The following is a 13,262-nucleotide window of genomic DNA, read 5'->3' on the forward strand; positions in this document are numbered from 1 at the left end:
GCATCCCCGACGTGGCGGTCTTCCTCAGCCGAGCACGACCTCGGCTTCGGAGAAGAACTGGTCGACAGCCTGGTCCACCGACGTGGTTCCGAGCCCGAGCGACTTGCCGAGCTCCCAGAACGTCTGCTCGAGCGATCCGTATCCGGCCACCGGCACCGGCGGCGCATCGCCGATGCGGTCCGCGGCCGACTCGATGTAGTCGGCGACCTGCTTGTCGGCGCCCTCGAGGGTCGCGCCGGCGAGTTTCGAGGTCGACGCGGGGAAGCCGAGCGTCGTCCCGAAGACCTGACCGGCGGCCTCGGAGTTCACGACGAAGTCGAGGAACAGGGCGGCCGCCTGCGGGTGCTCGGTCTTGGCCGAGATCGCGACCTGCAGGCCGGCCTGGCGGTAGAGGTCCTTCGAGCCCTCCTTCGCCGTCGGCGGTGCGACGATCGAGATCGACGAGGCGCCCGAGTCGGCGAGGTAGCCGCCGAGGAAGTTGCTCCAGCTCATCTCGCTGGCGGTCAGCGCGGCCCCGAAGCCCGACTTGGGCGACAGCTCTTCGAGCCGCTGCTGCGGCACGGCCGCACCGTCGCGCAGGCCGGCGCCGCTCTCCCAGAACTCGCGCAGCTGGTCCTTGGTGAACCCGAGCTCGCCGTCGTCGGTGTAGAGGTTGCCGCCGTCTGCGCGGAGCACCAGCTCGAAGGCCTGGATGCGCTGGGTGTAGTCCGTGCCTCCGTAGACGGCGCCTCCTGTCTTCTCGGTGACCTCGGCCATCCATTCGTCGAACTCGGCGAAGTCGGTGCCCCCTTCGGGCGCCGCGACCCCGGCCTGCGCGACGAGGTCGTCGTTGACGAAGTTCGCCCACAGGCTGTACCCGGTCGGCAGCGAGTACTGCGTGCCGCCCAGCGCGCCGGTGCCCAGGAGCCCGTCGTCGAAGGTGGTCATGTCGATCTGGTCGGCGACCTCCGCGAGATCGAGCAGATTGCCCGACTCGCCGTACTGACGCAGGTAGCTGTCGGAGAACTGGAAGACATCCGGCAGTCCCCCGCCCGCCGCCTCCGTCTGCCGCTTCTCCCAGTAGCTCGGGAAGTCGGTGAAGCTGACGTTGACGGTGATGTTCGGGTATTCCTCGTTGAATGCCGCGATCAGCTCGTCATAGCGCTTCGCCCGGTCGTCGTTGCCCCAGAACGCGTAGGTCAGCGTGACCTTCTCGTCGGGGTCGAATGCGGCTGCGGGAGGCGTCTGCGCGCCGCCGCATCCGGTCAGTGCCAGCGCACCGGCGGCGACGATGCCGACGGTGGCGAGCAGGCGGTGTGCCTTCATGGGAGTCCTTTCATCGGGAGCGGGCCCGGGGGGACGGGTCTCAGGTGCGGCGGGGCCGGGCGGGGATCGCCACGACCGCGAGCGCGGCGCAGCCGATGCCGGCGACGAAGAGGGGCGGCAGCGCCCACGTCACGATCACGACGAAGGCCGCCGTGGCGAGGAGGTAGAGGCTTCCGACGACGTCGCCGCGCGCGGCATCCGGGATCGCTCGGACCGCTCCGCGCCACCCGAGCTCGGGGCTCCAGGAGCCGGCCGCGGTGAGGAGGGCGACGGCGAGCGCGGCGAGGCCCGCCCAGCCGACCGCTTCGATCACGACGCCGCCCGGGAGGAATCCCGATCGGGCCAGGTCGATGTCGAGCAGCAGGATGAGCGCCACGACCAGGGCCGCGAGACCGACGACCGCCCCCGGCAGCAGCCCTGCGCGGACATCCGCCCAGAACAGCGACAGCCGCGAGTCGTCGGCGGCGACGTAGCGGCGCAGATGCCGCACCCCCGCCGCGAGCGCGACCGGAAGAGTGACGACGGCGAGCGAGACGGCGCCGATGAGGAGTCCGATCAGCAGCACTTCGCCGAGCAGCGCGAACGCCCCCGCCGCACCGGGATGCCGCAGCTGCGGACGGCCCTCGAGTGTCGGTCCGCTGCCGGAGCGGTCGGCCCGCACCGCGGCGCGCTCCTCGCGCCGCGTGCGGGGACGCTCGTCGGTCGGCATCGCTAGCCCTTCAGACCCTGGGTGGCGACGCCGTCGACCAGGAACTTCTGGAAGACGATGAAGAACAGCAGGATCGGGACCAGGGCGATGAAGGATGCCGTCACCGTCGCGCCGTAGTCACTCGACGAGGTCTGGTCGTTGTAGAGGCGCAGCGCGATCGGCAGCGGGTAGTTCTCGGGGCTCGTCAGGTAGAGGAGTGGGCCGAGGAAGTCGTTCCACGCCCAGATGAAGCTGAAGATGGCGCACGTGATGAGCGCCGGCTTGATCAGGGGCAGGATGATCGACCAGAAGATGCGGAGGTGTCCCGCGCCGTCGATCTTCGCGGCCTCGTCCATGTCGCGGGGCATCTGCCGGATGAACTGCACGAGGAGGAAGACGAAGAACGCCTCGGTCGCGAGGAACTTCGGCAGCAGCAGCGGCCAGTACGTGTCCACCATCCCGAGATTGTTGAAGATGATGTACTGCGGGATGATCACGACGTGGAACGGCAGCAGCAGCGTGCCGATCATCGCGGCGAACAGGATGCCGAGCCCTTTGAACTGCAGGCGGGCGAAGGCATAGGCCGCGAGAGCCGACGACAACACGGTTCCGATCACCGAGACGCCGGCGATGAGCAGCGAGTTGGCGAAGAACCGCCACATCGGGACGCCCGCGATGCCCTCGGCGACCTTGATGTAGTTCTCGATCGTCGGCGCGTTCGGCAGCAGGCCCATGTTCTGGCCGAACTCGCTGTTGGGCTTGAACGTCGACAGCAGCAGCCAGACCAGCGGGTAGAGCACGACCGCGGTGATGACGATCAGCACGGCGAACCAGATGATCGTCTGCCAGGTCTTGCGCTTTACGCGGCGCCGGGCAGGCGGCATCGGCGTGGTCTGCTGCTCGGCGAAGATGGCCTCGCTCGTCAGCGGTGAGGTGGGTGACGTGGTCATCGGTTGTCTCCCGAGTAGTGCACCCACGACTTCTGGGTGCGGAAGAGGATGAGGGCGATGATGGCGACGACGACGAGGAGGACCCAGGCGATCGCGGCGGCGTAACCCATGCGTCCGTCGGCGAATCCGGTCTTGTAGAGGTACACCGTGATGAAGTTCGTCATGCCGGCGGGGCCGCCGGTGCCGTTGGAGATGATGTAGGCCGATCCGAAGACCTGGAACGCCCCGATGAGCCCGAGCAACAGGTTGAAGAAGATCACGGGCGAGAGCATCGGCACCGTGACCGCGCGGAAGCGGCGGAGGGCGTTGGCTCCGTCCATCTCGGCCGCCTCGTACAGCTCCTTCGGGATCTGCTTGAGGCCGGCGAGGAAGATGACCATCGTGGCACCGAACTGCCAGACCGCGAGCAGGATCATCATCGGCAGGATGAGGCCGGGGTTGCCGATCCAGCCGCCGAGCTCGATGCCGAACACGTTCAGGCCGTTGTCGACGGGACCGTCCGTGGCGAACATCGCGCGCCACACGATCGCGACCGAGACCGACGCCCCGATGAGCGACGGGGCGTAGAACGCCGACCGGAAGAAGGCCGCGCCCTTGTCGCGGTAGTTCAGCAGCAGCGCGATCAGAAGTGCGGCGATGAGCGAGATCGGGGTGCCCACGAGCACGTAGATCAGGGTGATCTGCGCCGACTGCATGAAGCTCGGGTCGTTGGTGAAGAGTCGGATGTAGTTGTCGATGCCGACCCACTTGGGCGGCGAGAAGATGTTGTAGCTCGTGAACGACAGGTACAGCGAATACGCCATCGGCACGAGCGTGAGTCCGAAGAATCCGACGAGCCACGGCAGGAGGAAGCCGTAGCCCGCGATGTTCTCGCGGACGGCGCGCTTGCGAGCGCCGGGGCGATCGAGATGTTCGGGCCGCTGCTTCCGGACCAGGCCGCGACGCGACGAGTCCTTGGTGACGATCACCCGTGTGGCGGTAGTGGTCACGATGCTCCTGAGGATGCGGGGAGGATGCGGGGCCCGCGGGCCGGCGCCGTGCGCCGGCCCGCGGGATCGGGTCATCCGTTGAGGGTGATGTCCATCTGCGAGAAGAAGCGTTCGACGGCCTCATCCACGGTGATGGTGCCGAAGGCGAGCTCGGTGCCGAGCTTGCGGAACTCCTCCTCGATCGTGCCGTAGCCGACGATCGGGACCGGCGGGGCGTCGCCGAGGCGGTCGGCGATCGACTCCTCGTACTCCTTCACCTGCTGGCTCAGCGGGTCGAGGTCGGCCGCGTCGAGGGCGGTCTGCGAGGCGGGAAGGCCACGGTTGGTGCCGAAGATCTCACCCGACTGCGGCGAGTTCACGAGGAAGTTGACGAGCGTCGCCGCGGCCGCGGGGTGCTCGGTCTTCGCCGAGATCGTGTGGAGCATCGAGGGCTTGAGGTAGAGGTCCTTCGCGCCCTCCTTCGTCACGGGCGGCGCGACGAGACCGAGCTCGGTGTAGCCCTCGCCCAGGTTGCCCAGGTAGCCGCCGCCGAAGTTGTCCCACGTGAGCTCGCTCGCCGTCAGCGCGGCGTCGAAGCCCGAGAGCGGCAGGGCCTCTTCGAGGCGCTGCTGGCCGATCACGGCTCCGCTCTCGCGGAGCTCGGCGCCGTCCTCCCAGAACTGCGTCAGCCGCTCCTCGTCGAACCCGGGCTCGCCGTCCTCGTCGAACAGCTGCGACCCCTCGGCTCGCAGCTGCAGCTCGAAGTTCTGGATGCGTCCGGTGTAGTCGGTGCCACCCCAGTAGGCGCCGCCCGACGCGTCCGTGACGCTCGCCATCCACTCGGAGTAGTCGTCCCACGAGCCGCCGGCGAAGTCCTCCACGCCCGCCTGCTCGAGCAGCTTCGGGTTGGTGAACATGCCCCACGCGTTCGTCGAGGTCGCGATGCCGTAAGTCGTGTCGCCGACGACACCGATGTCGAGGATGTTCTGCGGCAGGGCATCGGTCTCGATGATCTCGCCGAGGTAGGGGTCGAGGTCGAGCAGGAGGTTGTTCTCGGAGTACTGGCGCAGGTACGAGTAGTCGAACTGCATGACATCCGGCAGCCCGCCGCCCGCGGCCTCCGTCTGACGCTTCTCCCAGAACTCCGGGAAAGTCAGGAACGTCGCGTTGACCGTGATGTTCGGGTACTCCTCGTTGAACGCGGCGATCGCCTCGTTGTAGAGCTGTGCGCGAACGTCGTTGCCCCAGAACGCCAGGTTCAGGGTGACCTTCTCATCCGGGTCGAAGGTGGCATCCGCGGCCGGGGTCTCTCCGCCGGCGCAGCCCGCCAGGGTGAGCGCGGCGCCTGTCGCGATGGCGACCGTGGCCAGTGCCCGCTTTCTGTTGAACATCGTTGTCCTCTCTGCCGAACGTCGTCGTCTCGGTGCGCGCGAACGTCCATTGTCCGTGTGTGCAGGTGCGCGCCTCCGATGGTTGGGAAAGCGCTTGCCGGCAACGGTACTACGCGATGAAACGTTTCGCAAGGAAGTCGGGTCAACCGATTCCGACCCGTGATCTCGCGACTGTTACCGGTCTCAGTGCGTCGACTCAGCCTCGCACACCAACCGACCCGCGTCGACACGCAGCCGCACTCGGTAGACGGCGCACCGGCGGGCCTCGACGTCGTACGCACCGGCCCCGTCGCCACCGGCATCCGGGGTCGTGGCCGGCTGTGCGAAGAAGTAGTACCAGAGGGAGTCGTCGTCGCGAACGGGGGCGCCGTGGTGCCCGAACCCTCGGCCGGGCACGGCCCCCGCGCCGAGGACGATGTCGTCGGGACCGCCTTGGCGCACCCAGTGGACGGTGTCGTCCGAGACGAAGACACCCATCCCCCGCCACTCGTCGACGATCATCCACCAGCGGCCGCCGAGCTCGAAGACGCTCGGCCCCTCGTGCGGGCGTCCGCCGATCGCGACCCCGCCGTCACTCCACGACTCGAGGTCCTCCGACACCGCTACGCGGGTGACGGAATCGGCGGCTTCATCCTTGTACCAAAGCCGCCACTTCTCGTCGGGACCGCGGGCCACACCGGCGTCGATGACGCGGTCGCTCGCGAGATCGAGCGGTCCGAGCCGGTGCCACGACACGAGGTCGGTCGAGCGGTAGGCGACGATCGTGCGGGCATGACCCGGCCAGCGATCGGGCACACCGTCGATCTCGGTCAGATACATCCGCCATCCGGTGCCGTCGAAGACGACCTCGGGGGCCCAGTGGGTGCGGTCGACGTCGGCCGGAGGCTGCCCGGCGGTCAGTTCGAGCCCGCCGGCATCCGGTTCGAGGGTGCCCGCGTACTGCCAATCGACGCCGTCTCGCGAGCGCGCCACCCCGATGCGCGAGCCGTGCACCCAGGAGACGCCCGGCCCCGGGTCGGGATGCGTCGCCCGCCGCTGCGTGTAGAACATCCACCATCCGCCGTCGCCCGGCTCGATGACGACCACCGGATCGGTCGCCCCGTCGTACACCGGGTCGCGATAGATCTCCCTGAGCATGAGTTCTCCTGTCTTATACCCGTCGACTCGCCATGAAATGCAGATCCGGGGGCACCGGCATCCGCACCTTCTGGCGAGTCGACGGAGGGGTGAGGGGGGAGGGTCAGGACTGGGTGGCGTGGAGGTGGGCGTAGCGGCCGGCGGCGGCCAGCAGGTCGTCGTGCGAGCCCTGCTCGACGATCCGCCCGCGCTCGAGCACGATGATGCGGTCGGCACGCCGAATCGTCGACAGCCGGTGAGCGACCACGAGGGTCGTGCGGCCGGCCATGAGCCGCGCGAGCGCGTCCTTCACGAGCTCCTCCGACTCGGGATCGAGCGCCGAGGTCGCCTCATCCAGCAGCAGGATGCGGGGATTGCGCACCAGCGCCCGCGCGATCGCGAGCCGCTGCCGCTGCCCTCCCGACAGGCGCGCGCCCCGCTCGCCGACCACGGTGTCCCACCCGGCCGGCTGGTCGCTGACGAACTCCCACGCGTTGGCGTCGCGCAGCGCCCGCTCGATGCGCTCGTCGGAGACGTCGGGCAGCCCGTAGGCGACGTTCTCGCGGATCGTGCCCTCGAAAAGCACCGACTCCTGCGGCACGACCGACACCGCGCGGCGCACGGTCCGCAGGTCGAGCTCCTGCACGTCGGCCCCGTCGATCGTCAGCCGCCCGCTCGTCGCGCGAACGAACCCGAGGACGAGGTTCAGCAGCGTGGACTTTCCCGATCCGGACGAGCCGACGAACGCGTAGGTACGACCCGCGGGGATGTGCAGATCGATCTCGTGCAGCGCGTCGTCGCTCGCCCCCGCGTACCGATGGCTGGCACCCTCGAGCCGGATGTCGCCGACGACGCGATCCACGCGGCGCTTGCCCTCGTTCTGCTCGAGGTCGGGTTCCTGCAGCACCTCGGCGATGGAGCGCACCGACTCGAGCCCGCGCGCTCCGACCGGGATCAGCATGAGGAGCTGGGTGAGCCCCTGCGTGAGCAGCGTGAAGTAGGTCGAGAGCAGCACGACCTCGCCGGGCGATATCGGCAGGATGCCGGTGAGCGAGAAGATCGCGGCGAGCACGAGGCATCCGACGCCGAGCAGCTGCATCGCCACCCACGAGATCGAGGCGACGTGACCGTTGAGCATGTCGAGGTGAAGACCCGCGCGTCGCACTCCCTCGGCGCCGCGCGAGACGCGCGTGACGGCCGTCTCCTCGAGGCCGTGGGCGCGGGTGACCGGGATGAGCGAGGCCATCTCACCCACGCGTGCCGAGAACACCTCGACCTCGCGGCGGAAGACCGCGTTGCGCTCGCGCGAGCGGTTGCGCATGCCGTACCGGATGCCGATCGCGATCGGTACGGCGAGCGCGTAGACCGGCAGGAACTGGGGCACCGCGATCGCGGTCATGGTGAGGGCGCCGATCATCACCATCGTCGCCGACAGCAGCGGATGCGTGACCTGCTGCAGCATGAGCTCGACGTTCTCGACATCGCGCACCACCTTGGTCTGCACGATCGAGGAGCTCACCCGCGAGTGGTATCCGATCGACAGGCTCTGCAGCCGCGCGGCGAGCGCGTTGCGCAGGTCGGCCCCGGTGTCGCGCACGACGGTCATGAAGCTGCGCGTGTAGAGGATGTGGTTCGGGTAGTTCTGCAGCAGCAGGGCCGCGGCCAGCAGGAACCAGCCGATGACCGCCGAGACCTCACCCCCGCCCGCGACGATGTCGATGATCGCCGCGGTGATCACCGGGAGGAACCACATCGGGATCTCCTTCAGCGCGAAAGCGCCGACGGCGACGCTCATGCGCCCCGGGCGACGGGCGAGCAGCCGCAGGACGGATCGCGCCGGATGAGCGCCGTCGATCAGGTCCGCGGGATGGGAAAGCGGTTTCCGTGCCACGCGACCATGCTAGGCGCCCGTCGCGACCGTGCACACCCCCTCGGCGCGAATCAGCCGGCCGCCTGCGCGATGCGGTCGACGAAGAGCTGCGTCGCCTGCGGCACATAGTCCGCGCTCGTCTCGGGATCCCAGCCCACGAGCGCGAGGACGTTCTGACCCGTGCGGACCGTCGCGCCGACGAGCGCGAACGGAGAGCCGCCCACGTCGCCGGTCACCCGCCACCCCCGGACATCGTCCGCGCCGCTGACGGCGAGATCGAACGGCTCGACCGAGGTCGTGACCGGCACCCCCTGCATGGCGAACAGCTCCTGCCCGTCCGCGCAGCCTGCGATGGCATCCTCAGCCTGAGCCACCAGCGCCTCGGCGGCTGCGTCGTCGACCGCGGAGGCCACGACCGCCGTCATCGATCGGTCGTTGCTCGTGCCCCATTCGACAGCATCGCCGGCCGATTCCCACCCGGCGCCGAAGGGAGCGAGGCACCCGGCGTCCGAGACCGTCAACCCGGGATAGATCGACTCGAGCATCGCGGCGATCGTGTCGTACTGGGCGGGGCGGAACTGGATGCCGCTGAACAGGTCGGCGAGCTCGGTGCGGTCGAGCGCACCGGATGCCGCAGCGGGCGCCGACGCCGAGGGCGACGCCGCGGTGGTCTCGGGCGCAGCGCTCGAGGCCGCTCCGCTCGGTCCACCCGCCGGCGTGCAGCCCGTCAGCGCCGCCAGGCCGAGGGCCGCGACGACGAGCCCGGCGTTCAGTCGCGTGCGCGGGGTGCGGGATGCGGGTGATGCCATGGCGGTTCTCCTCGGATCGATGTGCCTCGACGCTAATGCCTGGCACCCGGGCCCGTCGCGGGCAGCGCTCCCCATCGACGGCCGGTGGCGCCTGCCGTAGGGTGTCGCTTCACCGCTCCCACCCGAAGACGTCAGCGCGCGTCGCGAGACCCATGGGAAAGCGCTTGCTGGCATGATGGGAGCGACGTCAGGAGAATCGGATGCCACGCACCACCACCATCGCCCTCGTCGGCGTCCACGGCTACGGAACCGTGCACCTCGACAATCTCCGCCGTCTGGGCGATCGCGTGCGGCTCGTCGCGGCGGCCGACCCCCGCCCGCCGGCACCGGGCACCCTGCCGGAACACACCCGCGTCTTCCCCGACCTGCCGACCCTGCTCGCCGCGACCGACGACGTCGATGTCGTCATCGTCGCCACGCCGCTGCATACCCACCTCGAGCTCGCGCGCACCGTCGTGGACCGCGGTATCGACCTGTACCTCGAGAAGCCGCCGGTGCTGACCCTCGCCGACCTGCGCGTGCTCGAGGACGCCGCCGCGCGGTCGGGCGCGCGGGTGCAGGTGGGCTTCCAGAGCCTCGGGTCGCGGGCGCTTCGAGCCTTCGCCGACGACCAGTTCGACCTGGGCCCGGTCCGCGCGATCGGAGCCGTGGGACTCTGGGCGCGCGACCGCGCGTACTGGGAGCGCAGCCGCTGGGCCGGGCGCCGCGAACTCGACGGTGTCGCCGTCGTCGACGGGGTCACGACCAACCCGCTCGCCCACGCGACCGCCACCGCTCTCGCGATCGCCGGCACGACAGCCGTCGCCGACATCACGCAGGTCACCGCCGATCTCTACCGCGCCAACGCCATCGAGGGCGACGACACGAGCCTGCTGCGCGTGTCGACGACGCGCGGCATCCGCGTCACCGCGGGGCTGACGCTGTGCGCCGACGAGCAGGTCGACCCGTACGTCGAGGTGCATGGCCGCCGCCGCTCGGCACGCTTCTTCTACACGGAGGACATCGTCGAGGTCGACGGGCGCAGCGAACGCTTCGAGCGTGACGACCTGCTCGAGAACCTCCTCGATCATCGCGACGAGGGTGTCGCGCTGCTGTCGCCCCTGTCAGCCTCGGGCGCGTTCGTCGCGGTCATCGATGCCGTGGGACGCACCGCGCCGCACGAGATCGACCCCGCGTTCGTCACTGCGCGCGGCGAGGGCCCCGCCCGGCGGCTCATCGTGGACGGCATCGAAGACGCCGTGGTCCGCGCCGTCGACGCCGAGGCGACCTTCGCCGAGCTGCACCTTCCCTGGGCTCGGCGCACGGCTCGCGACATCGTGCTGACCCTGCCGGGCGACGGCTCGCCCCTGGCGGAGCTCGTCGACGGCGCTGGCACCGCGCGGTCGTCGAGCCCGCGCCCGTACCTGCATCCGCTCCGCACCCCCGGCGGCGTGACCGTGACCGACCACCATCCCGCCGACCACGACTGGCACCTCGGTGTCAGCGTCGCCCTGCAGGATGTCGACGGCACGAACTTCTGGGGTGGTCGCACCTACACCCCGGGCGAGGACTACATCTGGCGCGACGATCACGGGCGCATCGAGATCGCCGGCGTCGAGCGGATCGCCGACGGCGCGGTTCTCGATCTGCGCTGGATCGGCCCCGACGGCAGCGTCGTCATGCGCGAGCGCCGCGAGGTGCGGCTGATCCATCGCGACGAGCGCGCCGCTGTCATCGAGCTGTCGTTCGAGCTGTCGCCGGCGACCGACCGCACCGTGATGCTCGGGGGGCCTGGCAGCAACGGGCGCAGTGGAGGCGGCTACGGCGGACTGAGCTGGCGCTTGCCCGCCTGCAGCGACGTCGACGTGCGCACGCCCTCGACCCGTGGCGAGGAGGCGGTGCACGGAACGGTCGCGCCGTGGGTCGCATGGTCGGCGTCCTTCGCCGGGCCGACCGGCGGCGCTGCTGCGGAGGCGACCGTCGCACTCGCTGCGGCAGACGAGTCGTCTGCCGGCGATCCGTGGTTCGTCCGGGTCGCGGACTATCCCGGCATCGGAGCCGCGCTGGCCTGGGACCGCGCGGTCGCGGCATCCCCGGGCGCTCCAGTACGGCGCGCCTATCGGCTCCTCGTCGCCGACGGCCGGCTGACCGACGCGGAGGTCGCGGCGCTCCTCGCCTGACCCGAAGGCGTCAGCACGCGTCGTTCCAGCGGCGCTCGAACTCGTCGGCGGTGATGGGCGTCGTGAGCTCATCGTCGTCGAGTTCCGACGCGGTCGAGGGCTGATCGGAGAGCATCCCCCAATCGTCGACGACGACCGCACCGGCGCCGTATCGCCGGGCACCCGCGGGGTGCTCATCGATCTGCCGCACGACCCACCAGAGCCCATCGGCATCCGCCTCAAGCTGCTGATATTGCGCGAAACCCGCCAGGTCCGCGTCGACGACAAGGTATCGAGGCATGGCTCCATCATCCCGAGTCGCGATGGCGATGCGGCGCGGGGCGTGGGATGGGGGCTGTGGAGAGCCGCGGGGTGATGTCGGAGGTTCGTGACAGTATTCGAACATGCATTCGAATGGCGGGCTCGGCGGCCGGGCGGTGGGATGGGCAGCGACGGCGACGTCGACGCGCTCGCCGTTCTCGTTGCGGATGCTGAGCGGGTTTCGGATGCCGCACGGGCCGTGCAGGTTCGGGAGGTTCGGGTGCTCGCCGCGGCCGGGGTTCTGGCCGAGGGGCAGGCGGCTGGCGCGTCCGAGCGCGTGAAGGCCCGGGAGATGGCGTTACGTGGCATCGCCGCCGAGCTGGCCGGGGTGTTCGTGGCGACCGACCGGACGTTGCAACGCCGGATCGACGAGGCCCGAGACCTGGTCGAGAACTATCCGGTGACGATGGCCGCCTGGGAGGACGGACGCATCGTCCGGGGGCACGTGCGGGTGATCCAGGAGATCGGATGCCTCGTCCCCGCGGCCGAACGGGCTGAGTTCGAGCGGGTCGCGATCGAGCGGTGCGAGGGCGAGACCCCGAACCGCGTGCGGGACGCGCTGCGGATGCTGGCCGAGCGGACGCACCCGCGCTCGTTCACCGAACGACACGCGGAGGCCGCGGCGGGGCGGTGCGTGCGGGTGCAGGCCGGGCCGGACGGGATGTCCGACCTGATCGCGACGCTCCCGACCGTCATCGCCGACGGAATCGTCGACGACCGGCTCACCCGACAGGCGCGCGAGATCATCAACGCGCGCGCGCACGCCGATGCCGCCGGTGCCATGCCGGACGGTGCTCGAACCGACGCGAACGGCGGCATAACCGACGCCGATACGACCCTTTGCGACGGGTCGACGTTCAACGACGATGTGCGAACCATCGACCAGGTCCGCGCCGACATGTTCAGCGACCTCCTCCTCGCCGGCGCGCCCGCCCTCGACCCCACCGCGACCGGTGACGGCGACGGAACCCTCGGCAAGATCCGGGCGCACGTGCAGGTCGCCGTGTCCGCCCTCACCCTCATCGGGCAAGACGACGGGCCTGCCGGTCTGGCGGGGCGCTCGCCCATCGACGCGGCCACCGCGCGAGAGCTCGCGGGCAACGCGACCTCCTGGGACCGGCTGCTGACCCACCCGGTCACCGGCACCGTCCTCGAATGCGACAGCTACCGGCCCACCGCCGCCATGATCCGGCTGCTGCGCGCGCGGGACCGGCACTGCCGATTCCCCGGATGCCGGCAACCCGCCATCCGCTGCGAACTCGACCACACCATCGCCGCATCCGACGACGGGCAGACGCACGTGCGTAACCTCGCCCACCTCTGCAAGAGACACCACGACGTCAAACACCACACCCGATGGCACGTCCGACAACTCCCCGGCGGGAAGCTGGTGTGGAGCTCACCGACCGGACGGATCTACCGCGAAGACGCACCACCACCATTCGTCGCGTTCACGGTCGCCGTCACGACCGATCGGCCACCGGGTAGGCGGGACGATGGACGATCGCCCGGCGCTTTGTCCCCGGCACAGCGGCGAGAGCGGCGATTCCACACCTTCCTCGGGTCAGAGCCGCCGTTCTGACGTGTTCATCCCCTTGCCGCACCCCGTGCGGAGGCCTCTCCGCGCCTGCGCGAACGACACACGCGCACATGCGCACGCGCGAACCCACGCTCAGGTTCGAGCGGAGCACAGGTCGGCACGGCGC

The 13,262-nt window shown here is 70.0% G+C and carries 11 protein-coding genes; 2 read left to right on the plus strand and 9 right to left on the minus strand.

The genetic code is table 11. The features are described from left to right. Nucleotides 1-24 precede the first annotated feature (24 nt). The 8 genes from ABIC53_RS10070 to ABIC53_RS10105 all read right to left on the minus strand — a co-directional run bounded on the left by ABIC53_RS10070 (nt 25) and on the right by ABIC53_RS10105 (nt 9,097). The gene (locus ABIC53_RS10070; RefSeq protein ID WP_274178340.1) at nt 25-1,305 is read right to left on the minus strand and encodes an ABC transporter substrate-binding protein; all 1,281 of its coding nucleotides are present in this window, start codon (nt 1,303-1,305) and stop codon (nt 25-27) included. A 40-nt stretch (nt 1,306-1,345) separates the two neighbouring features. After that, nucleotides 1,346-2,014 (minus strand): hypothetical protein, encoded by a 669-nt coding sequence (locus ABIC53_RS10075; protein WP_274178339.1) that lies wholly within the window; start codon nt 2,012-2,014, stop codon nt 1,346-1,348. Nucleotides 2,015-2,016: 2 nt separating this feature from the next. Beyond that, nucleotides 2,017-2,943: a carbohydrate ABC transporter permease gene (locus tag ABIC53_RS10080; protein ID WP_120263486.1), complete on the minus strand. Its 927-nt coding sequence runs from the start codon at nt 2,941-2,943 to the stop codon at nt 2,017-2,019. Continuing rightward, nucleotides 2,940-3,932 (minus strand): carbohydrate ABC transporter permease, encoded by a 993-nt coding sequence (locus ABIC53_RS10085; RefSeq protein ID WP_112616385.1) that lies wholly within the window; start codon nt 3,930-3,932, stop codon nt 2,940-2,942. The genes ABIC53_RS10080 and ABIC53_RS10085 overlap by 4 nt, the downstream gene beginning before the upstream one ends. Before the next feature lie 71 nt (nt 3,933-4,003). Then, a complete protein-coding gene (locus ABIC53_RS10090; protein WP_274178338.1) occupies nt 4,004-5,302 on the minus strand; it encodes an ABC transporter substrate-binding protein in 1,299 nt (432 codons plus the stop codon). A gap of 183 nt (nt 5,303-5,485) precedes the next feature. Beyond that, nucleotides 5,486-6,439: a glycoside hydrolase family protein gene (locus ABIC53_RS10095; RefSeq protein ID WP_282502034.1), complete on the minus strand. Its 954-nt coding sequence runs from the start codon at nt 6,437-6,439 to the stop codon at nt 5,486-5,488. A 103-nt stretch (nt 6,440-6,542) separates the two neighbouring features. After that, nucleotides 6,543-8,309, minus strand: a complete 1,767-nt coding sequence (locus tag ABIC53_RS10100) for an ABC transporter ATP-binding protein (RefSeq protein WP_282502033.1) — start codon at nt 8,307-8,309, stop codon at nt 6,543-6,545. 50 nt (nt 8,310-8,359) lie between these two features. Then, the gene (locus tag ABIC53_RS10105; protein WP_274178336.1) at nt 8,360-9,097 is read right to left on the minus strand and encodes a hypothetical protein; all 738 of its coding nucleotides are present in this window, start codon (nt 9,095-9,097) and stop codon (nt 8,360-8,362) included. Nucleotides 9,098-9,297: 200 nt separating this feature from the next. Here ABIC53_RS10105 and ABIC53_RS10110 point away from each other — a divergent pair, with 200 nt between their 5' ends. Beyond that, the gene (locus ABIC53_RS10110; protein WP_282502032.1) at nt 9,298-11,256 is read left to right on the plus strand and encodes a DUF6807 family protein; all 1,959 of its coding nucleotides are present in this window, start codon (nt 9,298-9,300) and stop codon (nt 11,254-11,256) included. Nucleotides 11,257-11,266: 10 nt separating this feature from the next. On the opposite strand, the gene ABIC53_RS10115 is transcribed toward ABIC53_RS10110, so the two are convergent. Beyond that, a complete protein-coding gene (locus tag ABIC53_RS10115) occupies nt 11,267-11,536 on the minus strand; it encodes a hypothetical protein (protein WP_282502031.1) in 270 nt (89 codons plus the stop codon). Between the two features lie 141 nt (nt 11,537-11,677). Here ABIC53_RS10115 and ABIC53_RS10120 point away from each other — a divergent pair, with 141 nt between their 5' ends. Continuing rightward, entirely contained in the window at nt 11,678-13,138 is a 1,461-nt protein-coding gene (locus ABIC53_RS10120; RefSeq protein WP_282502029.1) for an HNH endonuclease signature motif containing protein, read from the plus strand. Nucleotides 13,139-13,262 lie beyond the last annotated feature (124 nt).

Source organism: Microbacterium sp. 1262, assembly GCF_040544895.1.
GTDB lineage: Bacteria > Actinomycetota > Actinomycetes > Actinomycetales > Microbacteriaceae > Microbacterium > Microbacterium plantarum.